Below are 20,983 nucleotides of genomic sequence, written 5' to 3' on the forward strand. Positions count from 1 at the left end.
ATCTCGGTACCGAGATAGTAGTGACACGTACCGGGACAGGCGCCGGTGGTGGCGAACGGATCGGCGCCGCGGCAGACCGCGGCGAGAACGGCATGGCACAGCGAACGGGAGTGGGTGGTATCGGTGCGGGTGTTCGGTGAACTGGAAACCGTGGTGATGGCCCAGCTGTGGGCCACCGACGGACAGGGCACCGTCCGGGAGGTGGTCGACCGGATACGCCCTGACCGTGAGGTCGCCTACACCACCGTGCTCTCCACGATGGAGAACCTGTACCGCAAGGGCCATCTGCGTCGGGAACGCGAGGGCAAGGCGTTTCGCTACCGCACCGTGCTCAGCCACGCCGAACACATCGCCGGGTTGATGCGCGAGGCCCTCAACGACGGTGAACAGCACACCACCGCGGTGCTGATGCACTTCGTCGACGAGATGAGCCCCGATCAACTCGCCGGGCTCAAGGACGTCATCCGACGCCGCGGCCGGGGAGCCACCAAGCGATGAACCTCGCGGTGTGCCTGCTGGCCTACGCGTTGTCCCTGACGGTGTTGGGGCCGGCGGTGTTGTCGCGGGCCACCCGTGCCGGTGCCGCGCCCCGATGGGGCATCGGGGCCTGGCTGGTGATGATGGGAAGTGTCCTGGTGGCCGTGGTGGCCGCGGTGGCGCTGTTCGTGTCTCAGACCGTCGCCTCCTGGGGTCGGATCGGTTCGGTCCTGACCGGGTGCGTGGCCGGGTTGGGAATGATCGCCCGCGGTGGGTACGGCGACCTGGTGCAGATCGGCGTCCTGGCGCTGGCGGTGATGAGCACCCTGGCGGTGGCCATCCTCGGCGGCCGCGCCGCGCTGGCTCTGCGTCGAATGTGTCGGGACAGTCACGACCACGGTCACGCCGTCCGGATCGCGACCGGGACCACCACCCCGGGCGGTCCCGGGGGCGCGTTCGTCGTCGACAGTGATCGTCGCGGGGTGTACTGCCTGGCCGGCCGCCCGCACACCATCGTCATCACCCGCGCCGCCCTGGTCGCCCTGGACGACGCGCAGCTGGCCGCGGTGCTCGCCCACGAACGTGCCCACCTGCGCGGGCATCACCACCAGGTCCTGGCCTTCACCAGGGCACTGAGCACGCTGTTCCCCCGGGTCCGGCTGTTCACCGACGGAGCCGCCGCTGTCGCCCGGCTCCTGGAGATGCGCGCGGACGACGTCGCCGCCCGCCGCCACAGCCCCGACACCGTCGTCGACGCACTCCTCGCCCTCAGCCTTCCACCGGGAGCCGTGGCAGCCTCGTCGCCGGCAGCGGCGCTCAGCGCCGCCGGACTGGCAGTGACCCAACGCGTCGAACGGCTGTTGTTCCCGCCCAACGCCCTCCCTGCCCGCATCGGCCTCATCACCGCGACCGGCGCGGCCCTCCTCGCGCCGCTCCTCGGGATCACGGCGATGATCACCCAGCCCGGGATGGCGTGCATCTAGCGCATCCCGGCAGCCGGTGCCGGGAAGGCGTGGATGCCGCGGCGGACCAACAGGCTCACCCTTGCGTTACATACCCCCTAGGGGTATGCATGAGGCGCGGGTCGTAATGCGTCGAAGAGGAGTGCGGCCAGCTCACGTCTTGGCGTCCACCTCCACGTGGCATCCAATGCACCTGCCCCTCGTGCTCTCGCCCAGCTAGGACGCCACCACCGACCGACTACTAATCCGAGACTTTTGAATCCGTCCGTCACGCCGGATGTGTCGACACTGCGGCGGCGATACGGTCCAGGGCCTCTGTGTTCACGCGGTAGTAGGCCCATTTGCCGCGCTGGTCGCGGCTGACGAGGCTGCTGTCGACGAGCAGCTTCATGTGGTGCGACACGGTGGGTTGGCTGAGTCCGAGCGGTTCGGTGAGGTCGCAGATGCAGGCTTCACCGCCGTCGGATGCGGCGATGAGGGACACCAGCTTGACCCGGGCCGGATCGGCGAGCGCCTTGAATACCGTGGCCAGGCGTTCGGCGGCTGGGGTGTCCAGCACGCCGCCGGTCAGCGGGGAGCAGCAGGCAGCCGCGTCGCTGGAGGTCAACGGTGCGGTCGCGGTGGGCATGCCATCCATGATGGCACACGCATTGACAAACGTCGATGCGTCACGCAGGATCGACTCATCGAAGAACGTCGATGCGAGGAGTCTGGGATGTCGGAACTGCCCGTCGTGGTGATTGGGGCCGGACCGTTGGGTGTGGCGGCGGCCGCGCACCTACTGGAGCGTGGACTCACACCACTTGTGTTGGAGGCCGGCTCGAGTCCCGCTGCGGCGGTGGAGCAGTGGGCACACGTGCGCACCTTCTCCCCATGGCCCGAACTGGTCGACCCCGCGGCCGCCAAGCTGCTCGAAGCCACTGGCTGGACCGCCCCCGAGGCGGGGTTCCCCACCGGCCGGGAGTGGATCGACGACTACCTGGCGCCGGTGGCAGACACCTTGGGTAATCGGGTGCAGTACGGCGCACGGGTGCAGGCGGTGTCCCGGCTGGGACGGGACCGGCTGGTCACCCCGGGACGCGCGGAGACGCCGTTCGTCGTGCACGTGAACAACACTGACGGCACCGAGTGCCGGATCCAAGCGCAAGCGGTCGTCGATGCCTCCGGCACCTGGGGCCAGCCGAATCCTGCTGGCGCCGACGGGGTTCCCGCGGTCGGCGAACGTGCCGCCGCCGGCTCCGGTGTGCTGACCTACGTCCCGCCGACACTGGCCCAAGCCTCCGCGCTGGCAGGCAAGCACGTGGTGGTCGTCGGCAGCGGGCACTCGGCGATGACCGCGGTCATTCAGCTCGGCGAAGTCGTACGCAAGGATCCCTCGACGACGGTGACGTGGGTGCTGCGCCGCGGGGTCTCCGAGGACACCTTCGGCGGCGGCGCGGCCGACGAACTTCCCCAGCGCGGCGCTCTGGGTGTGCGGTCCAAGGAAGCAGTCGAGGCGGGCCGGGTGTCGTTGTCGACCGGGTTCCGCACCGAACGCGTCGACCTTCTCGACGGGCGTGCGGTCCTCACCGCGGAGGACGGGCGATCCCTGCCGCCGGCCGATCACGTGGTCGTGTTGACCGGGTTCCGGCCGGACCTGTCGTTCCTCTCGGAGATGCGCATCGAACTGGACCCGATCCTGCAGGCGCCGGTGAACCTGGCCGGTTCGATTGATCCGAACATGCACTCCTGCGGCAGTGTGCTGCCGCACGGTGCCGCCGAGTTGGCCCACCCGGAACCGAACCTGTACATCGTGGGCATGAAGTCCTACGGGCGGGCGCCGACGTTCCTGGCGATGACCGGCTACGAGCAGGTCCGCAGCATCGCTGCGGAGCTGGTTGGCGACCATGAGGCGGCTCGCCGGGTGGAGCTGACGTTGCCCGATACCGGGGTGTGCAGCGGGGCGGGCTTGTTCGAGGATCCGCAGGGTGAGAACGCCGGCGGTGGGTGCTGCGGGACCGCCTCGGCACCGCAGCAGGTGTCGCTGCAGCCGTTTTCGTTGTCGCTCAACCCCATTGGCGGATGACGCAGGAGCATTCTTCGACGGCGGCACCCCGCGTGGCCCATGGGCTGCGCTGGGTGCTGGCGACGTTGTGCGTCACTGAGATCACCAGCTGGGGCGTGCTGTACTACGCCTTCACCGTGCTCTCGGAGCAGATCAGCGCCGACACCGGCTGGTCCGCCCCGGCGGTGACCGCCGCGTTCTCCGCCGGGCTGGTGACCTCGGCGCTGGTGGGAGTCCCCGTCGGGCGGTGGCTGGACCGTATCGGCCCGCGCTGGATCATGACCGCCGGCTCGATACTGGGCACCCTCGCCGTGATCGCGGTCGTCGCGGCCCCGAACTACGGCTGCTTCCTGGCGGCCTGGGTGGTGGCCGGGGTCGCGATGAGCGCGACGTTCTACGCACCCGCCTTCGCTGCGCTGACCCGGTTCTTCGGCACCGACGCGGTCCGCGCACTGACCGCGCTGACACTGGTGGCGGGCTTCTCCAGCACCGTGTTCGCCCCGTTGACCGCGGCCTTGTCGGCTCAGATGAGCTGGCGCCACACCTATCTCGTCCTGGCCGCGGTGATGGCAGTGATCACCATCCCGGCGCACGTCTTCGGGCTGCGGCGCCCCTGGCCGCCGGTGACCACCGAGCATCACCATGTCGAGGCGCCGGGCCGCACCGCCCGCAGCGGGCCGTTCCTGGCGTTGATCGCGGCGTTCGCGCTCGCCGGGCTCGCCTCGTACGCGGTGATCGCCAACCTGGTGCCGTTGATGAGCCAACGCGGCATCAGCACCAGCGCCGCAGCGGTCGCGCTCGGTCTGGGCGGTGCCGGGCAGGTCCTGGGCCGCCTGGGCTACCGAACCCTGGTCCGCCGTGTCGGTGTCGTGCCCCGCACGGTGATCGTCATGGCCGGCGTCGCGGCGACCACCGCACTGCTGGGACTGTTCACCGCCTACGCGGCGCTGGTCGCGGTGGCCATCGGGGCCGGCGTGATGCGCGGCATCATGACACTGCTGCAGGCCACCGCGGTCACCGAACGCTGGGGCCCCACGCATTACGGGCATCTCAGCGGCATCCTGACCGCACCGATCATGATCGCCACCGCGGTCGGCCCCTTCGTCGGCGCGGCCCTGGCCAGTCTGCTCGGGGGTTACGCCGCCATGTTCCTGGCCCTCGGGGCGATCGCCGCCGCGGGCGCCCTGGTCGCACTGGCAACCAGGCCCCGGGTGCATACCGTCGCGCCGAGCATCCGGGTCTGACTGTCAGACAAGACGCGACCGGGTCGCGGGCTTGACCTTCGAGTCGACGTGAAGGTTTACCGTCGCTGCATGACCACTGGGATGCGGATCTCGGAACTGGCGCGCCGCAGTGGCGTGCCCGCGTCCACGTTGCGCTATTACGGTCAGCTCGGCCTGCTCCCCGCCGACCGGACGCCGGCTGGCTACCGCCTCTACGACGAGGCCGCCCATCAGCGGCTGATGTTCATCGAGGCAGCCAAGCGGCTACGGCTGCCACTGCCGGCCATCGCCGACCTGCTCATCGTCTGGCAGTCCGATGCCTGCCGTGCCGTCAAAGACCAGCTACGGCCGCTGCTGGATCAGCGACTCACCGACACCACCGCTGCGATCACCGAGCTGCAGTCTCTGCGAGAACACTTGGCCGAGGCGAGGACTCGTCTCGACGAGCTGCCCGACCGCGACCACCGCTGCGACCCGGAGTGCGCCTTTCTCCTGGATCAACGCGATCGTGTCGCCGCGCTGCCCATCGCCGACCCTGGGCCGCCAACGTGTTCCCTCGACAGCGGGGAGTACCGCGACCGCATCGCCGCGTGGCATGACCTGCTGGCTCACGCGCACGTCGCACCGATTGCGGACGGGTTCGTCGCCACCCTTCCCCTAGCCCACGCGTCCGCGTTGACCGATCTCATCGTCGCCGAGCAGTCCTGCTGCTCGTTTCTTCGGTTCACCGTCACGTTCCCCGGCACCGATGCCCGGGTGACGGTCACCGGACCCGCCGACGCCCAACCACTGATCGCCGCACTCTCCAGCCCCGCCATCCAGGAAGTCCGCCCATGCTGATCGCCAAGTCCATCGCCCTGTTCGTCGTGGCTGCCCTCTTCGAGATCGGCGGCGCCTGGCTGGTGTGGCAAGGCGTGCGGGAACACCGCGGCTGGATCTGGGCCGGTTTCGGTGTCATCGCGCTCGGCGCCTACGGGTTCGTCGCCACCCTGCAGCCCGACGCCCACTTCGGCCGCATCCTCGCCGCCTACGGCGGGGTATTCGTCGCAGGCTCCCTGCTGTGGGGCATGGCCTTCGACGGATTCCGACCCGACCGGTGGGACGTCACCGGCGCGATCGTCTGCATCCTGGGGGTCGCCGTCATCATGTACGCCCCCCGCGGCACATGAGGTCACAGAAATCGAAGAACAACTTCAGCGTGATCGGGGTGGGTATCAGGCGCCGGTGAGGGTGGCGTGCAGGCGGTGGACGCGGGCGGTGATGTCGTCGCGGACCAGGCGCATCCGTTCGAGGCCGTCGATGCCGCGGTCAGACGGTTCGTCGGTGTCCCAGTTCTCCACCCGGGTGCCCGGCAACGGATCGAGTTTTGCTTCCCTGCCGAGGGTGACCACCAGGTCGACGTCGCGAGCCAACTCGTAGTCCACCAGCGTGGGCTGCTCGCCGGTGATGTCGACGCCCACCTCCAAAAGTGCTTGCGCCGACAGGTCGTTGACCGCGGAGCCAGGCTTCGTGCCCGCCGAATGCACGGTCACGGTGTCACCGGCGAGCTGACGCATCAGGCCGGCCGCCATCTGGGACTTGCCGCCGTTCTTGACGCACACGAACAGGACTGACGGTGTCGAGGAGTCGGTCATCGGGTCAGCCTTGACTCGTGGTGACGTCGAGGTCGGCGAGCAGCCGTCGGACGCGTTGTTCGATGTCGTCGCGGACGGGGCGGACCGCCTCGAGGCCTTGGCCGGCGGGGTCGGGCAGCTCCCAGTTCACGTACCGCTTACCGGGGAAGACCGGGCAGGCATCGCCGCAGCCCATGGTGATCACCACGTCGGCGGCCTGAACGATTTCGTCGGTCCACGGTTTTGGAAACTCACTGGTGATGTCGATCCCGACCTCGGCCATCGCCACGACAGCGGACGGGTTGATGGCGTCACCGGGCTCGGACCCACCCGACCAGGCCACCGCGTGCTCACCGGCGAGGTGGGTGAAGAACCCCAACGCCATCTGGGACCGGCCGGCGTTGTGGGTGCACAGGAACAGCACCGTGGGCTTGCCGTCGCTGATCTTGCCCTCCACCCGCGCCAGCGCGAGCAGGCGTTGGCGGGCGAACCGTTCGGCCAGCAGCGGCAGGAAATTGGGGACGGTGGCCCTGCCGGCGAACTGGTCATAGGAGGTGTGCAGGAACCGTTCGATGGTCTCGACGTTGAAGCTGTCGCCGAAGTCGCGTTCCAACCGGGTGGCCGCCGTCGTCAGTGCGTGCCGTTGGTCGATGGACAGGTCGCGGTGCGGACGCAGGGCAGCGGGGCTCTCGGACATGGTGTCACGACTCCTGTGTCGTCCAAGGCGGGACGGTGGTGGGCGCGGTGGTGTTGCCGTCGCGGAAGCGTCGGCGTAGCGCCAGCGACACGTACACCAGCGCCACCAGGACCGGGACTTCGATCAGCGGGCCGACCACCCCGGCCAGCGCTTGGCCGGAGGTGGCGCCGTAGGTGGCGATGGCGACGGCGATCGCGAGTTCGAAGTTGTTGCCCGCCGCGGTGAACGCCAGGGTGGTGGTCCGCTGGTAGCCCAACCCGATGCCGGCACCCAGCAGGTACCCGCCACCCCACATGATGGCGAAGTAGGCGAGCAGGGGAAGCGCGATGCGCACCACGTCCAGCGGTCGGGTGGTGATCTGTTCTCCTTGCAGCGCAAAGAGAATGACGATGGTGAACAGCAGCCCGTAGAGCGCCCACGGCCCGATCCGGGGCAGGAACGTGGTCTCGTACCAGTCGCGGCCCTTGGCCTTCTCTCCGAGCCGGCGGGACAGGTAGCCGGCCAGCAGGGGGATGCCGAGGAAGATCAGGACCGATTTGGCGATCTGCCACGGTGAGGTGCTGATGGTGGTCTGTTCCAAGCCGAGCCACCCGGGTAGCACCGAGAGGTAGAACCAGCCCAGGACGGCGAACATGATCACTTGGAAGATCGAGTTGAGGGCGACCAGGACGGCGGCGGCTTCCCGGTCACCGCAGGCCAGGTCGTTCCAGATGATGACCATGGCGATGCAGCGGGCCAGGCCGACGATGATCAGCCCGGTGCGGTATTCGGGCAGGTCGGGAAGCATCAGCCAGGCCAGCGCGAACATCAGCGCCGGGCCGAACACCCAGTTCAGGAACAGTGAGCTCAGGAGCAGTTTGCGGTCTCCGGTGACGGTGTCGAGGCGGTCGTAGCGGACCTTGGCTAGCACCGGGTACATCATGATCAGCAGACCGAAGGCGATCGGCAGCGAAATGCCGTCGACCTGAACGCTTTCCAGCGCGGTGTTCAAACCCGGGATCCAGCGCCCCAGCAGCAGACCAGCGACCATGGCCACACCAATCCACACCGGTAGGAACCGGTCCAACGTGGACAGTTTGCCGATCACCGGTGCCGAGGTGTTCGTGGCCACCGTGTCGGTCATGCCGTTACACCCGCCAGCGCCGCGGTGTTCAGATTCAGCAGCGCCGAGATGTCGTGCAGCGCTTCCGGAACCACGGCGTAGTACACCCACGACGCCCGCCGCTCCGAGGTCAACAGACCAGCGTCGCGCAAGACTTTGAGGTGGTGCGACACGGTGGGTTGCGAGACGTCGATCCCCACGGAGACATCGCACACACACGCCTCACTACCGGAATGGCTGGCGATGGCACTGAACAACCGCAAACGCACCGGGTCGGCCAGCGCCTTCAACTTCTTGGCCATCTCGACGGCTGCGGGCTCGCTCAACGGCTCGTGCAGCAGCGGCGGCGTGACGCAGCAGACGTCGTCCACCGCCTGATCTGAGTTGGACATACATCGATATTGACAGTCATCGAATCAGGACGCAAGCGGAGTTTGGATGAACCCTCGCTCGCTTCGCGGCAAGACGGGACATAAATGCTGCCACGCCGCAAAACCGATGAGTCGAGCGTGTTCGGCCGGAGTCAACGGATCTGCCGCCCGACGATCGCGAGAACATCACCGCGTAGCCGACCTTCTACTACGTTGGTACGTAGGTCCACAGTCGAGACGTTGCCCCGATTGCTCTATTCGCGTCGAGGTCGGTGGCGTCGATTGAATGAACGACAGGGTGGATGGAGGTCGGAGCAGGTGAACGACATGGAGACAGGTAGCCCAGTGGCGGGTGTGCGCACCGTGGTGCTGGAACTCGACGGCGTGCAGTGGGCGAGTCAGAAGAACGTGGTGGAGACAGTCCTCGGTCGACGACCGGGAGTCGTTGGCGCGGAGGCTAATCCGGTTGCTCAGACCGTGACGGTGCGATACGACCCGGATCGCACCACGGTTGAGCACCTCGCCGGCTGGGTTCGAGAGTGCCGATATCACTGTCGGGGTGAATCCGTCCCCGATCACCTGTGTGCCGTGCCGGCGCCGGCTACCGACGCGAAGCGGTCATCCGGCACTGCCGATGAAGCTGTTGACCACGCGGGCCACCCAGCCCACGACCGCAGCGCCGCAGGGGAGCCGGGAACGGGTCGGACGGGGACGCCGGCCGAGGTGATGGGGCACGGCGGGCACGGTGAGATGTCGATGGCCGCGATGATCCGCGACATGCGTGACCGTTTCCTGGTCGCGGTGGTGTTCGGGGTCGTGATCACGTTGTGGTCCCGGATCGGGCGCGACGTGTTCGGGTTCTCCGTGGCGGCGCCGTTCGGGCTGCGCGACGACGTGTTTCAGCTGATTCTGAGCGTTCCGGTGATCTTTTACTCGGCGCAGGTGTTCTTCGCTGGTGCTGTGCGGGCGCTTCGTGCCCGCACGTTGGACATGATGGTGCTCGTCGCGGTCGCCGTCGGTGCCGGCTGGGTGTACTCCGTGGGGGTCACCGTGGCCGGGGGCGGCGACGTCTTCTACGAAGCGGCGACCATCCTGACTGCGTTCGTGCTGCTCGGGCACTACTTCGAAATGCGGGCGCGGGGCGGCGCCAACGACGCGGTCCGCGCGCTGCTCAAGCTGGCCCCGCCCATGGCGACCGTGCTCCGCGACGATGAGTCGGTGGAGATCCCCACCGATCAGGTCGTGGTAGGTGACCTGCTGTTGGTTCGACCCGGTTCCAAGGTCGCCGTCGACGGGGTGGTGGAAGACGGGGACAGCGACGTCGACGAGTCCACGGTGACCGGTGAAAGCCTGCCGGTTCACAAGGGTCCGGGTGACGAGGTGGTGGGGGCCACCATCAACACCACGGGGACACTGCGGGTCCGGGCCACCAAGGTCGGCGCGGACACCGCGCTGGCCCAGATCGTCAAGCTGGTGCAGGAAGCGCAGAACTCCAAGGCCCCCGGGCAGCGCCTGGCGGACCGGGCCGCGTTCTGGCTGGTTCTGGTGGCGCTGCTCGGCGGGGTCGGAACGTTCGTGGTGTGGCTGCTGGTGGGCCGCTCGGTCAGCGAGGCACTGTTGTTCGCGATCACGGTGGTCGTGGTGACCTGCCCAGACGCGCTGGGGCTGGCCACCCCTACCGCGATCATGGTCGGGACTGGTCTGGGCGCTGCCCGCGGAGTGTTGTTCAAGAACGCGACCGCAATCGAGACGTCGAAGAAGATCGACGTGGTGGTGATGGACAAGACCGGCACCCTGACCTTGGGTGCACCCTCGGTGACCGATCTGCTGGTGGAGGGGTCGCCCGAAACCGACGCGCTGGCGCTGATCGCCGCGTTAGAACGCGAATCCGAGCATCCGCTGGCGGCCGCGGTGGTGCGGCACGCCGATGCCGCGGGAGCGCGCCGCCTCGATGCGCATGATTTCGTGAACGTGGCGGGGCAGGGTGCGGTCGCGGTCGTGGATGGTCACCGCGTGGTGGTGGGCAACACCCGACTGATGACGGCCGAGGGCATCGAACTTGGTGTCCTGGGTCCCCGGCAGCAGGAACTTGCCGCCGGGGGCCGGACGGCGGTGCTCGCTGCGGTCGACGGGCGGGCGGTGGCGGTGATCGGTATCGCGGACGCGGTGCGACCCACCTCCGCGGCCGCCGTCGCGGAGCTGCGATCCATGGGCGTCGAGGTGGTCATGCTCACCGGAGACAACGCGGCCACCGCGCAGCGGATCGCGGCGCAGATCGGGGTCACCGAGGTGATCGCCGACGTCTTGCCCGGCGACAAGGCCGCGAAGGTCACCGAACTCATGAACGCCGGACATCGGGTGGCGATGGTCGGTGACGGTGTCAACGATGCTCCGGCCTTGGCTCAGGCCGACCTCGGGATCGCGATCGGCGCCGGCACCGATGTCGCGGTGGAAACCGCCGATGTGGTCCTGATGCGTTCGGACCCGCTCGACGTGGCGGTGGCGCTGCGGATCGGGCGGGGCACGGTCCGCAAGATGAAGCAGAACCTCGTCTGGGCGATTGGCTACAACTCGGTGGCGCTACCCATCGCCGCGGGGGTCTTCGAGCCGGCGTTTGGTCTGGTGTTGCGCCCGGAGATCGCCGCGATCACGATGGCAGGTTCCAGCATCCTCGTTGCCGTTAATGCGTTGACCCTTAAACGTCTTCGTCTTCCGACACCGGGTGCGGCCGGAGCGTAGTGAGCGTCGGTCGGCCTGCAGAGCCGTGCACCCATTCCGACATCGCGACGGTGGGCAGGTGACGGAGGTATCTCGGTCAGGTTGAGATACGGTGTCGCACAGTTGATGTTCGAGCACAGGCTGCCATCATCGGACGTGTGGCACCCAAAGTAGCGACGAGGACGGACAGCAGGCTGGCAGTGAAGCTTGCCGCACTAGCTTCGTTCGGCGCGGCGATCGTTCACTTCGCGGTGGTGCCGACGCACTGGCAAGAGTGGGTGCCGGCAGGCCTGTTCTTTCTCTCGATCGCCTTGTGCCAACTGATCTGGGCGCGACTAGTCCTGGCTCGGATGACGACGTCTGTGCTTGCCGCGGGGATCATGCTCAATGTCGGGGCCATCGCACTGTGGGCTCTTTCGCGGACGGCGGGCGCGCCGTTCGGCCCTCACGCCGGAGAACCTGAGCTCGTCAAGGGCGCCGACCTTTGTGCTCTGCTGCTTCAAATCTATGTCGTGATGGCAGCCGGCTGGGTGGTGTACCGAGGCCACCACAGCGAACCGATACCAGCGTTCGGGAACGCGATCGTGCTCCTCGGCGCAACTGCCGTCGTCGCTCTGGCGTCGACGGTAGGTGTGGCCTCTGGTCTACAGCACGGCCATCCCGAGCAGGCCGGCGCCGCAACTGACCACCACGGTCCTAATGTTGGAACTGCAGAGGCACATCACGAACACCCAGAGCCGGCCACGTCCCCACCGAATTTCGAGTCGATCGGCACTCCGGCGGCACCGGCACCTGCCGAACCTCCGCTCCCGACAGCGGAACCGTTGATCGACGACCACGGTGATCATTCCCACGACGAATGACGTGCGCTCCGCTGATTGGAGCTCTAACAGTCGACTCATCAGAGGATAACCCAGCATCTTGCTCTGATCGAGGCGTGAACAACATCATGGATAATGACTATTATCCATGATTGGGTGAGACCGTCTGTCGCACAATGCCATCCCGCGAAGTTGACGTTGTAGCGAGGTGACGTCTCAGTGTGGTCGGGCGCTTGCTAGGCGCGCGACCGGGGTGGAACGCATTCCGCCGATCCCCCGGCGGGGGAGTGGTCGCGATGCTTCCTGGAATGCCCTCCCACGGCCGAGGCGCAATGCAAATGGCCTCTCGTTCGGATTCGGAGGCTGTCTTTACGCGGTGACAGCGCACATAACGTGCCGCCATGCTGTGCCAGCCCGGATAAGGGTGTGACTTAGGCGAATCGGCACTATGCTAGTGGATCCGCATGGCGGCCCAGCGGGCGGTGAAGCGCGAGATCCGTTGCGCACGTGTTGAATTGAACGACACTGGATATCGGCCGTATCAAGAACGGTTGTATTCCTAGGGTCAGGGCGGGATGCAGCTTCCTTTGAGTACAGCGTTTGATGTATCGTCGTCGGCGTGGAGACCTTGGTGCATACCGATGCGTTGGCCCGGTTCGGCTATGCCCTCTCTGATGCCACTCGCACGCAGATCTTGCTGACTTTGCGTAAGGCGCCGCAGCATCCCTCTGATTTGGCCGAGGCGATCGGGGTCTCGCGTCAGACGATGTCCAATCATCTGGCTTGTCTGCGTGGTTGCGGGCTGGTGGTCGCGGTGTCCGAGGGTCGTAGGACCCGATATGAGCTGGCCGATTGGCGCATCGGGCATGCTCTGGATGATCTCCTGGGTTTGGTTCTCGCGGTCGATCCGTCCTGCTGCGCCGAGCACGGATGCACCTGCTGATGGCCTCCGAGATTGGGCTGCCCAGTGTGCGGCCCACTCTGAGTGAGCCACGGCGCCAAATTCTTTCGCGTCGGATCCGGTGGTTCGTGGCGGCGACGATCAGCTACAACGTCATCGAGGCCGCAGTGGCCCTCACCGAGGGTGCCCGGGTCTCTTCGACGGCGCTGATCGGTTTCGGCTTGGACTCGGTGATCGAGGTGTCGTCCGCGGCGGCGGTGGCCTGGCAGTTCGCGGGAGCCGATCCCGAGGTTCGCGAGAAGGTCGCCCTGCGCGTCATCGCGTTCTCCTTCTTTGGGTTGGCCCTCTACGTGACCGTCGATGCGGCCCGGTCATTGTTCGGCGTTGGGGAGGCCCGTCATTCGATCATCGGCATCGTGCTCGCTGGGGTCAGCCTCGCCGTGATGCCGGTGCTGTCCTGGGCGCAGCGTCGCGCCGGGCGCGAACTCGGATCGCTGTCCGCGGTTGCTGATTCCAAGCAGACTCTGCTGTGCACCTATCTGTCGGCGGTGCTGCTGGTGGGACTGCTGCTGAACAGCCTTCTGGGTTGGTCCTGGGCTGACCCGGTTGCCGCGCTCGTCATCGCCGTCATCGCCACCAAAGAGGGTATCAACGCCTGGAAGGGTGACACCTGCTGCGCGACCCCGTCGATGACCAGAACTGTTGCAGCCCAGGATGATTGCGAGTGCTGTAACGACTAGTGGGCCGCGTTTGTTCTAGTGGTGCTGTGGTCGGTTGATCGCGGGGTAGGTGGCCATGGGCACTGCGGCTCGGGCGGCGTGGATGTTCATGACCTGGGTCGAGTAGCCGAGAAGCTCGGCCAGGGATGCGGGGTCGATTTCCTTGGTGAGGTCGTGCAGTGCTGCGTTGCGGGCGGCTTGGATGTCGATCCCGAATCCGCGCAGCCGCTGCATGAGTGCTTGTTCAGCGATGTGGTGCCCGGCGCGGGTGCCGGGGAACAGCCACTGGTTTTGGTGGTTCATCGTTTGGCGGTTGCCGCGGTCGGCGAGGTGCTGGTGGAAGTAGGGGAGTAGTGGCTCGGGGATCGGTGCGGGGAGGGTTCCGATCCTGATCGTGGTCTGTTCGGCCGTGGTCTCGACGTCGTCGAGGGTGAGTTCGGAGATCCTGCGCACGGGGATGCCGTAGAGCAGCAGGATCAGCGCGGCGATCCTGGTGGATAGGTGGGTGTGCTCGGCTTCGACGACGGTCTTGATCAGCTCCAGGCGCCGCTGTGAGGAGGCGAGCGGGGTGGTGCGTGCGGTGCGGTGCGGGGTCTTGAACGGCGGCGCGATCCCGGCTCGGGTGCGCCATTGGATGAAGTTTCGGATGGTGTTGCGGGTCGTTGGCCCTTCGCTGAGATAGGCGTCGAGGTGGGCTTGGCGGAGATGGTTGATCGTGGTGTCGTGCTCGTCGAGCAGCCAGCGCAGGAACCTTCCGGCTTCGGTGATTTCCTGTTTGGCGCATCGGGTGGCGTTGTCCATGTTGCGTGCGGGATTGGTGGATTCGCGCAGCCGTCGCAGGTGGTGCCATCGTGCGAATTGTTCGATGGGCGTGTGGATGGTCGGCGTGGATTTCAAGGTCGCCAGCCGTTGGTCGAGCCAGGCTTCGAAGCGGGCCAGTCGGGGGTCGCCGCGGTCGGGCATCATGCGGTGGTGGACCAGCATTTCGCGGAGGTGCTCGAGGCTGCGTGAGGGTGGCAGTGCATCGAATGCGTCATGGGTGAGCTGCAGTTCTCGTGCGCCGATGCGGTTCAGCAGATCGTTGGTGACGGGATGGCGCATCCAGGTGATGATGCTTTCGGGGCGCGGGACTGCGGCTAGCTCGGTGACGAGTCGTTTGATCCGCATGTCGGGTGGTGTGTGTGGTTTGAGGATCTGCTCGAGGTCCCCGGTGACCACGCAGCGTGCGCACTGGCCACCGCGGAGGCGTTCGCCTTCGCGCCCGCAATTGTCGCAGTCCAGTTTGGTGGTGATGCCGGCGCAGTCGCGGCAGATGTCCTGCCCGGTGCTCGATCGTCCGGGCAGCAGGCGTTCGGTGCCGCAGAACGTGCATTGGCCGTAGGTGCGGGCGGCGGTGGTGAAGCAGGGGCCGCAGATCTGGCCCTCTGGCCAGTGCACCCGGATCTTGGGGACCATGTGGTGGCATCGGCTGCATTCGTGTTCGCCGACGCTGCGCGGGCGGCCGCGGCTGCGTAGTTCAGTCATCGGAGACGATCCGGGCCTTCACCGGCCGGTAGGCGTTCAGTAGCGGCACGTCGCTGGGTGCGTTGACGACCTTGGTGCGGGTGTGGCGGGTGTCTGCGGCGGTGTAGGTGATGAGGTCGCCGGCTTCGATGCCGAAGATGTCGCAGAGTGCGACGAGGACTTTGAAGGAGATGCGTTCGGGTTCTTGTCCGACGATGCGGTAGATCTGGGATTCGGAGAGCGTGATGCCCCGCTCGCGCAGTGGGCCGACCAGGTCGCGGCTGTTCTTCATGCCGGCTCTGGCCATGAATTCCCTTACCCGCCAATGGTATTGGATTTCTCGTTTCATCATGGCTCCTTTCCGGTTGATCCGCCCAAGTGGACGTTGCTGCGAGCCAGGGTGGCAGTGAGGACGCGTTGGAGCTCGCGGGCACGGTAGTCCGGTGCGGCCACGGTGTAGATGGAGGTGGTCGAGGCATGCTCGTGGCCCAGTTGCAGCTGCACGAAGCTGACGTCGTAGCCGTACTCGACTTGCAGGTTGGTGGCATAGGAGCGGCGAAACGAATGCAGGTCCAACCCGGGCGGGAAGCCCAGTTCGTCGACGAGGTTGCGCATGCGCTGCCACAGATTGCGCTCGGGCACCAGGGCTCCCTTCTCGGTGGGGAACAGGTCGTTGACGGGCTGGCCGTAGCGGGGAAGTCCGCGTTCCACCCAATCTGCGAGTGCCTCAGCGGCCCAATCGAACACCGTCAATACGGTGCGCGTTGCTTGGCCGGTGATCCGCGCATGGCCTTGCCGTGGCGCACCCTCACCAGACCCCATTCACCGAAGAACGGGGCCCGGGCGTTTCGGGAGAAGTCGACCAGCTGCAGGTGCCGGACTTCGTTGCGGCGTAGGCCCCACCCGTAGAGCGTCTTGAAGGCGACCGCATCCCGCCACGCCGCCAACGCACCTTTGCGCCCGGCGTTGAGGATCCGTTCGGGTTCCAGGTCGGCCAGGTCGAAGAACTGTTGCAGCTCGGTGGGGGTGAAGGGGCGTTTCAGCGGTCGTGCATCGTTGGCCTGCACGTGACGTGCCTTGTTGAATTCGGTGATGACTTGGCAGAACACCGTGCCGAACAGCCTCCCGCAGTGTTCGTTCCAGTCATAGGTCGGGTCGGTGGCGTAATCGAGGAACAACTTCACGTCGGTCTGGTAGGCCCGCACCGTGGTGTGGGCGCGGTTGAGGACGCCCCGGAGATGGCCGAAGAAGTCATCGGCGTCAGCCGGCGTCCACTGCCACGGATAGGACCCCACGAAGTCGGTCATCCGCAGCACCGAGGCCACTCGGCGACGGGCGGTGTCGGTGGAGAAGTTCTGCGCGAGCTGCGCGCGGCGCCATCCGGTCAGCACGTCGCTGAGGAAGGCATCGGGATCAGGGCCTGACACACCCGCTGGCAGGTATGCCAACCGACCCATTGGTGCGTCCACACAAGCCTCCTCAACGACTGCATATTCTGCATTCCAACTGCGGATCCTGCAAGACCAACAACCAAATGCGCAGGTCAGACCGCGGTGGATGGGTGGTCGCTCACCGTACGATGTTATCTCCCGTTTCGGCACCTTACGGACACCGATCTGTGGCGTAGGACCGTGACCGCGACGGCCGGGACCGCCCGGCGTGGTTACCGTGGCGGGGTGCGGTCCGACGCGTTCTCGTTGACGGTGGAATGCGTCAGATGGGCACAGCTGGCGCGCTACGACTGGGACCCGGCCGCAGGGATACTGCGGCGGCCAGGAGAGGACGGCTACGCGGTGGTGGCGCGGCCGGGGGATCGCGCAGAGCTGCTGGAGGTCGGCGACGACGGGACGCGCGAGCGAGTCCTGTACGCGGCCAGCGCCGAGGTCTTGGAACGCTTCGTGATGGGTTTGCTGGGGGATGACATCCGGGACGATTTGGACCTGCCGTACCTTGAGCTGCCGTCGGCCGCGGCGGACGTCGCACGCGGATACAGCTTGGGGCCACTCGAGAGCGGTTCCCGGACGCTGTTTCGGGGCGTAGAGCCCGTGGCCGCTGCACCCGGGCTGTCCACGAGCGTGGCGGCGCTGGTCCCGCTCTCGCACTTCCTCGGCCATACCGTGGACGACTTGCGACGTTCCTACCTGAGCGAACGCGGCGCCCCCTTGCTAGGCGCCGGTGGGTATGCAGGATGCTGAGCGCTCGCCTCCTCGCAGAGCAGAGGGTGGGCCGTCGCAACCGGGCGTACCGTCGAAGGGGTGGCCAAGGGAGAGACAGAGCGGGTGCTGCGCGGCGCACCCGCGCCCATGCTGGCCACGTTGGGGAAGGCGCCCGTAGCCGGTGACACGTTAGCTACGGAATTCAAGTGGGACGGCCAACGGGCCATATTGATCATCGACGGTGAGACGACCCGAGTTCTGTCCCGCAACGGGGTAGACGTGTCTTCTCTAGGGGTCGACGTGTTGGTAAATGGCATATGCCCTTGTCACGGCCCGGAATCGCCCTTCGCGCGCCGCCACACATGTCGTGCACTTTCCGGAAAGGATCGGATCCTTGTAGCCGGCCTAGCGCCACGCAGCAGCATCGCTGTGGCGGGTGAGGCGAGTGTCTGCAATTATTCCGGGCTGACAGCTGCCTCGATAAACCCGGCGTTGATGTCGTAAACCACTCCTACGCAACGCATTTTGTCCGGCAGCCCGTCGCACTTGGGATGGCCGCCACGTCGACCTGCGCGGCCGCATGAGGGTCGGGACGATTGCCTGGACGGCGTGCGGCGAGTGAGCACTATTGCGCGGCGTGAGCAATCCTGCGCGGTGAGCATTCCCTGATGAGGCTCTCGAGGTTCTGCTGCACGCGTTCGGGGGCGATGCCCACCGATGGTGAGTACAGCATGATGTGGTCGAGAACGCCTTCGTAGCGCGTGAGCCCGACGCGGACGTCGTCGGCGGTTCCGGCGACGCCCATGGTGTCGATCATCTCCTCGGACGCCGCGGCGAACATCGTGGGGAAGTCGCGCCGGGCGAAGGCGTCCCGGATGGCTTTGCCCTCGGTGGCGAAGCCGTTCACGTCGAGCACGGTTTCGTAGGACTTGACCGAAGCGTAGAACGCGATCTGTTGCGCTAGTTCGCGTCTGGCGACCTCGGCGTCGTCGTGGATGGCGCACATGACCATGGAGACGATCTCGACGTCACGGGGGTCGCGGTCGGCGTGCGCGGCGCCCTTGGCGATGGCGGGGCGGACGATTTCCTGGACGTAGGTGGTGGTGAACAGGGGGTGGCCGGCCAGGCCGTCGGCCACCCTGCCGGCTGCTTCGCACATCCGGGGGCGCACTCCGGCGGTGATGATCGGGATCGCGCGGCTGGGTGGTTGCACGTCGCCGGTTGGAATGAGGTTCATCGCGTAGAAGCGGCCCTCGTGGTGGATTGGACCTTCGTGCAGGTTCCAGATACGCCGCAGTAGTTCGACGAGTTCTTCCATGCGCAGTGCGGGTGCGGAGGTGTCGGGGACACCGTGCCAGTCGCTCATCATTCGTTTGGTGCCGTTGCCGATGCCGAGCACCAGACGGCCCTGGGAGAGTTCGTCGAGGTCGCGTGCCTCGGTTGCTAGCACCAGGGGGCTTCGTCCGACGCCGTAGAGGATCGAAGACCCGATCCGGCAGTTCTGGGTGCTGTTGGCCATCGCGGCCATTGAGATAGATCCGGAGCGGTTGTAGAACTCCGAGGCCCACGTGGCATCGAAGCCAGCGGCGTCAGCGGCTTGGGCGGTTAGGGCTATTGATTGCAGGTCCGCGCCGAGAACCGACAGGCCATAGGTGCTCATATTTCGTCTCCTTGGCGAGGGCGAAGGCCGTTGAACATGACGGCGTAGAGGGTGTCGGCGACCACCGTCTCGTCGAGATGGTGATCGGTGACCAGGTACATGAGGGCGTTGATGGTGACGGCACCGAACAGCGCGATCGACGTGGAGCGCGCGTCGGGCTGTTCCACGAGGGATCCGTCGCGGGCTCCCGCGACGAGTAGAGCCTCCACGGGCTTCTGATAGGCGGTGTTGATCATCTCGGCGATGGCCGGCATCCGGGCGGCTCGCCCGAGTTCACCGATGAGTGCACGGCAGACCGCTGGGCGCTGTGCCATCGCCCGCAGTTGTGCGCGGATGACGAGTTCGAGACGTTCCGCACCGGTGCCGTCGGTTTTCACGATCTTGATTACGGCATCGGAGATGTCCTTAAGAAGATCCTCGAGCAGGAACGCGAGGATCTCTTCCTTGCCGGCGAAATAATAGTAGAGCGTTGCCTTGGGAACACCGGTCACTGCGGCGACGTCTTCGATCTTGGAGTCGTTGAGACCTTTATCGGCGAACAGGTCCGCCGCGGCAGGAAGCCGATCAGCGATTTGACGTGGAACCTTGCGCATCGCCTCTCCCGTTCGCAGAGTTTGGACTCAGAGTCTAAACCGGCGTTGCTCCTCGCAGGTAGCTCCGTGATGTCGGATGGCGGGCAGGTGAGTCTCGGGTTGTAGTCCTTCGCCTGTCCTTGCGAGGAGGCGTCGCGCTCGACCCACCGCGGTGAAGATCAACCGTGCCCTCTGTGCGGGATCACGAACGTCGCCGACCGCGTTGGCCGTGAAGCGCTGAACGTCGTCGTGCTGCCCGTCCAGAAAACCGGTGGTCTCCAGGAACGTCGGATCACTCAAAGTGCGGTTCACAAATCGACCTTGAGCTGAGAAGTGCCGTCGGCGTCGACGGAGCCAAGAGATCGACTGGCCCTTTCGAGGGCTCCGACGAGACGCATCTCGGTCTCCGGGAGCATTGCAGCGACTTCGGCTGCAGCCAGGCTCCGGCTGCGCAGCGGCGTGTCAGCATTCGTGGCCGCGGCCGCCAGCGCGGACCACGCCTTGGAGGCGTCTCTGGCCGCCGCCGCGGCATCGGCGGCGGCGGCGTCGTTCAGAAGGTCGGCGATGGTCTGGCAACCCTGCGCCTGCAACGTGCGGAAGAGCCCACCCCCAGTGCCGGCCTTCTCGATGAAGGCACCGAGCCCGAATAGTGCTGCCGTCAGACCCTCGTCATCGAATGACGTTGTCCAAGAACGCAAGTCCTCTGCAAACGCCTGCACGCCCTTCAAGCCCGAGGATTCGACCTCGGCCGCCTCGACGTGCAGTAGCGGCGCACCCGCGGCGTCACCCCGCATGACCGCTGCGCTCGCGCCGAGCGCGTCACTCGCAATCGGACGGAGGTCGGGCACGTGGTCCGGCCAATCGACGTGATAGGTGGTGTGCCGGGTGGGGGTCGGGAACCCGACTGAGGACCGCGCGCGTCGTAGATTGTCGTAGGGAACGAGCTGGGTGGTGTCGCGGTCGTTGTCGACCACGTACGCCACGCGTTCCTCATCGTCGTATCCGACGATGACGATGTCGTGGCGGCTCATGTGCAATCGGACGCGCAAATAGGGGAGCTCGCCGATGTCCGCCCACACCATGACCGGGCGGCCCTTGCCGACTTCGTCGGTCACGAATGCCCATCCCACGTCTGGGTCGTCCGTCGTTCGCACGACGAACTTCGCGCCCACCCGCGTGAGGTAATCCTGCTCCAATTCGCTACCCCACCCCACGAGGTAGATCTGCGGAGTCAGCTGCGGCGAGCGGACGTAGCAGAAGTCCAGGGCTCCGCCGAGGGCAAAGACCACTCCTTCTTCGTGTTTGCGATCCCCAAGCGATTTCGGCCCATTCGGTGAGGTCCCGAAGCGCGCCCGAGCCGCAGTGACCTCCCTTCTCGTGCCGGTAGGGAATTTGTACCGTGGTCATTGCCGCCTCCTCGCCTGTCCTGGGGTCATGACACCGA

21 protein-coding genes and 2 pseudogenes are annotated in these 20,983 nt (G+C 66.5%); 11 read left to right on the forward strand and 12 right to left on the reverse strand.

Annotation, left to right across the window (positions count from 1 at the left end; genetic code table 11):
- Positions 1 to 123 precede the first annotated feature (123 nt).
- Together B1790_RS19490 and B1790_RS19495 are read left to right on the forward strand one after the other, a co-directional pair.
- Positions 124 to 498 (forward strand): BlaI/MecI/CopY family transcriptional regulator, encoded by a 375-nt coding sequence (locus tag B1790_RS19490; RefSeq protein WP_079924985.1) that lies wholly within the window; start codon positions 124 to 126, stop codon positions 496 to 498.
- Entirely contained in the window at positions 495 to 1,460 is a 966-nt protein-coding gene (locus B1790_RS19495; protein ID WP_079924925.1) for a M56 family metallopeptidase, read from the forward strand. The genes B1790_RS19490 and B1790_RS19495 overlap by 4 nt, the downstream gene beginning before the upstream one ends.
- Positions 1,461 to 1,707: 247 nt before the next feature.
- Here the strand turns inward: B1790_RS19495 and B1790_RS19500 are convergent, their stop codons facing one another.
- Positions 1,708 to 2,067 (reverse strand): helix-turn-helix transcriptional regulator, encoded by a 360-nt coding sequence (locus B1790_RS19500; RefSeq protein WP_079924986.1) that lies wholly within the window; start codon positions 2,065 to 2,067, stop codon positions 1,708 to 1,710.
- Positions 2,068 to 2,154: 87 nt separating this feature from the next.
- Here B1790_RS19500 and B1790_RS19505 point away from each other — a divergent pair, with 87 nt between their 5' ends.
- The 4 genes from B1790_RS19505 to B1790_RS19520 all read left to right on the forward strand — a co-directional run bounded on the left by B1790_RS19505 (position 2,155) and on the right by B1790_RS19520 (position 5,875).
- Entirely contained in the window at positions 2,155 to 3,504 is a 1,350-nt protein-coding gene (locus tag B1790_RS19505; protein WP_079924926.1) for an NAD(P)-binding domain-containing protein, read from the forward strand.
- The gene (locus tag B1790_RS19510; protein ID WP_079924927.1) at positions 3,501 to 4,727 is read left to right on the forward strand and encodes an MFS transporter; all 1,227 of its coding nucleotides are present in this window, start codon (positions 3,501 to 3,503) and stop codon (positions 4,725 to 4,727) included. The genes B1790_RS19505 and B1790_RS19510 overlap by 4 nt, the downstream gene beginning before the upstream one ends.
- Positions 4,728 to 4,796: 69 nt before the next feature.
- On the forward strand, positions 4,797 to 5,546 hold the full coding sequence (locus tag B1790_RS19515) for a MerR family transcriptional regulator (protein ID WP_233165209.1): 750 nt from the start codon (positions 4,797 to 4,799) through the stop codon (positions 5,544 to 5,546).
- Complete coding sequence (locus B1790_RS19520) at positions 5,540 to 5,875, forward strand: YnfA family protein (RefSeq protein ID WP_079924929.1); 336 nt, start codon at positions 5,540 to 5,542, stop codon at positions 5,873 to 5,875. Before B1790_RS19515 ends, B1790_RS19520 begins: the two co-directional genes overlap by 7 nt.
- A 45-nt stretch (positions 5,876 to 5,920) precedes the next feature.
- Here B1790_RS19520 and B1790_RS19525 read toward each other — a convergent pair whose 3' ends face one another.
- The 4 genes and pseudogenes from B1790_RS19525 to B1790_RS19540 form a co-directional block, all read right to left on the reverse strand.
- Positions 5,921 to 6,340, reverse strand: a complete 420-nt coding sequence (locus B1790_RS19525) for a low molecular weight phosphatase family protein (RefSeq protein WP_079924930.1) — start codon at positions 6,338 to 6,340, stop codon at positions 5,921 to 5,923.
- Between the two features lie 4 nt (positions 6,341 to 6,344).
- Positions 6,345 to 7,016: an arsenate reductase ArsC gene (locus B1790_RS19530; RefSeq protein WP_079924931.1), complete on the reverse strand. Its 672-nt coding sequence runs from the start codon at positions 7,014 to 7,016 to the stop codon at positions 6,345 to 6,347.
- Between the two features lie 66 nt (positions 7,017 to 7,082).
- Positions 7,083 to 8,139 (reverse strand): annotated as a pseudogene (arsB, locus tag B1790_RS19535) (ACR3 family arsenite efflux transporter); the annotation flags it as partial.
- Positions 8,136 to 8,510 carry a metalloregulator ArsR/SmtB family transcription factor gene (locus B1790_RS19540; RefSeq protein ID WP_079924933.1) on the reverse strand — a complete coding sequence of 125 codons (375 nt, stop codon included), beginning with the start codon at positions 8,508 to 8,510 and terminating at the stop codon, positions 8,136 to 8,138. The gene B1790_RS19540 and the pseudogene arsB, both read right to left, overlap by 4 nt.
- Before the next feature lie 306 nt (positions 8,511 to 8,816).
- On the opposite strand from B1790_RS19540, the gene B1790_RS19545 reads away from it, so the two are divergent.
- The 4 genes from B1790_RS19545 to B1790_RS19560 all read left to right on the forward strand — a co-directional run bounded on the left by B1790_RS19545 (position 8,817) and on the right by B1790_RS19560 (position 13,669).
- On the forward strand, positions 8,817 to 11,228 hold the full coding sequence (locus B1790_RS19545; protein WP_198952056.1) for a cation-translocating P-type ATPase: 2,412 nt from the start codon (positions 8,817 to 8,819) through the stop codon (positions 11,226 to 11,228).
- 137 nt (positions 11,229 to 11,365) lie between these two features.
- Positions 11,366 to 12,070, forward strand: a complete 705-nt coding sequence (locus B1790_RS19550; RefSeq protein WP_198952057.1) for a hypothetical protein — start codon at positions 11,366 to 11,368, stop codon at positions 12,068 to 12,070.
- A 577-nt stretch (positions 12,071 to 12,647) separates the two neighbouring features.
- The gene (locus B1790_RS19555; RefSeq protein ID WP_079924935.1) at positions 12,648 to 12,971 is read left to right on the forward strand and encodes a helix-turn-helix transcriptional regulator; all 324 of its coding nucleotides are present in this window, start codon (positions 12,648 to 12,650) and stop codon (positions 12,969 to 12,971) included.
- Positions 12,971 to 13,669, forward strand: a complete 699-nt coding sequence (locus B1790_RS19560; protein ID WP_079924988.1) for a cation transporter — start codon at positions 12,971 to 12,973, stop codon at positions 13,667 to 13,669. The genes B1790_RS19555 and B1790_RS19560 overlap by 1 nt, the downstream gene beginning before the upstream one ends.
- Positions 13,670 to 13,684: 15 nt before the next feature.
- Here B1790_RS19560 and B1790_RS19565 read toward each other — a convergent pair whose 3' ends face one another.
- From B1790_RS19565 to B1790_RS35910, 4 genes are read right to left on the reverse strand one after another with little or no spacing between them, the layout of a single operon-like run.
- On the reverse strand, positions 13,685 to 15,172 hold the full coding sequence (locus B1790_RS19565) for a hypothetical protein (RefSeq protein WP_198952058.1): 1,488 nt from the start codon (positions 15,170 to 15,172) through the stop codon (positions 13,685 to 13,687).
- On the reverse strand, positions 15,165 to 15,500 hold the full coding sequence (locus B1790_RS19570; protein ID WP_079924937.1) for a helix-turn-helix transcriptional regulator: 336 nt from the start codon (positions 15,498 to 15,500) through the stop codon (positions 15,165 to 15,167). The genes B1790_RS19565 and B1790_RS19570 overlap by 8 nt, the downstream gene beginning before the upstream one ends.
- A complete protein-coding gene (locus tag B1790_RS35905; protein WP_369832378.1) occupies positions 15,500 to 15,898 on the reverse strand; it encodes a tyrosine-type recombinase/integrase in 399 nt (132 codons plus the stop codon). The genes B1790_RS19570 and B1790_RS35905 overlap by 1 nt, the downstream gene beginning before the upstream one ends.
- 2 nt (positions 15,899 to 15,900) lie before the next feature.
- On the reverse strand, positions 15,901 to 16,620 hold the full coding sequence (locus tag B1790_RS35910; protein WP_369832380.1) for a hypothetical protein: 720 nt from the start codon (positions 16,618 to 16,620) through the stop codon (positions 15,901 to 15,903).
- A gap of 162 nt (positions 16,621 to 16,782) precedes the next feature.
- Here B1790_RS35910 and B1790_RS19580 point away from each other — a divergent pair, with 162 nt between their 5' ends.
- Entirely contained in the window at positions 16,783 to 17,346 is a 564-nt protein-coding gene (locus tag B1790_RS19580; RefSeq protein WP_158083845.1) for an Imm61 family immunity protein, read from the forward strand.
- Between the two features lie 586 nt (positions 17,347 to 17,932).
- On the opposite strand, the gene B1790_RS19585 is transcribed toward B1790_RS19580, so the two are convergent.
- From B1790_RS19585 to B1790_RS19600, 3 genes and pseudogenes are all read right to left on the reverse strand, one after another.
- A complete protein-coding gene (locus tag B1790_RS19585) occupies positions 17,933 to 18,967 on the reverse strand; it encodes an LLM class flavin-dependent oxidoreductase (protein ID WP_079924939.1) in 1,035 nt (344 codons plus the stop codon).
- A complete protein-coding gene (locus B1790_RS19590; RefSeq protein ID WP_079924940.1) occupies positions 18,964 to 19,560 on the reverse strand; it encodes a TetR/AcrR family transcriptional regulator in 597 nt (198 codons plus the stop codon). The genes B1790_RS19585 and B1790_RS19590 overlap by 4 nt, the downstream gene beginning before the upstream one ends.
- A 287-nt stretch (positions 19,561 to 19,847) precedes the next feature.
- A pseudogene (locus B1790_RS19600) lies at positions 19,848 to 20,946 on the reverse strand (BtrH N-terminal domain-containing protein).
- Positions 20,947 to 20,983 lie beyond the last annotated feature (37 nt).

This window comes from Mycobacterium sp. AT1 (assembly GCF_002043095.1).
Lineage (GTDB): Bacteria > Actinomycetota > Actinomycetes > Mycobacteriales > Mycobacteriaceae > Mycobacterium.

Coding starts and splice junctions, on each gene's coding strand:
- B1790_RS19530 (WP_079924931.1), bottom strand. CDS start 7,016: ATGTCCGAGAGCCCCGCTGCCCTGCGTCCGCACCGCGACCTGTCCATC.
- B1790_RS19590 (WP_079924940.1), bottom strand. CDS start 19,560: ATGCGCAAGGTTCCACGTCAAATCGCTGATCGGCTTCCTGCCGCGGCG.
- B1790_RS19560 (WP_079924988.1), top strand. CDS start 12,971: ATGGCCTCCGAGATTGGGCTGCCCAGTGTGCGGCCCACTCTGAGTGAG.
- B1790_RS19500 (WP_079924986.1), bottom strand. CDS start 2,067: ATGCCCACCGCGACCGCACCGTTGACCTCCAGCGACGCGGCTGCCTGC.
- B1790_RS19525 (WP_079924930.1), bottom strand. CDS start 6,340: ATGACCGACTCCTCGACACCGTCAGTCCTGTTCGTGTGCGTCAAGAAC.
- B1790_RS19545 (WP_198952056.1), top strand. CDS start 8,817: ATGGAGACAGGTAGCCCAGTGGCGGGTGTGCGCACCGTGGTGCTGGAA.
- B1790_RS19515 (WP_233165209.1), top strand. CDS start 4,797: ATGACCACTGGGATGCGGATCTCGGAACTGGCGCGCCGCAGTGGCGTG.
- B1790_RS19585 (WP_079924939.1), bottom strand. CDS start 18,967: ATGAGCACCTATGGCCTGTCGGTTCTCGGCGCGGACCTGCAATCAATA.
- B1790_RS19495 (WP_079924925.1), top strand. CDS start 495: ATGAACCTCGCGGTGTGCCTGCTGGCCTACGCGTTGTCCCTGACGGTG.
- B1790_RS19520 (WP_079924929.1), top strand. CDS start 5,540: ATGCTGATCGCCAAGTCCATCGCCCTGTTCGTCGTGGCTGCCCTCTTC.
- B1790_RS19510 (WP_079924927.1), top strand. CDS start 3,501: ATGACGCAGGAGCATTCTTCGACGGCGGCACCCCGCGTGGCCCATGGG.
- B1790_RS19505 (WP_079924926.1), top strand. CDS start 2,155: ATGTCGGAACTGCCCGTCGTGGTGATTGGGGCCGGACCGTTGGGTGTG.
- B1790_RS19565 (WP_198952058.1), bottom strand. CDS start 15,172: ATGACTGAACTACGCAGCCGCGGCCGCCCGCGCAGCGTCGGCGAACAC.
- B1790_RS19540 (WP_079924933.1), bottom strand. CDS start 8,510: ATGTCCAACTCAGATCAGGCGGTGGACGACGTCTGCTGCGTCACGCCG.
- B1790_RS19570 (WP_079924937.1), bottom strand. CDS start 15,500: ATGAAACGAGAAATCCAATACCATTGGCGGGTAAGGGAATTCATGGCC.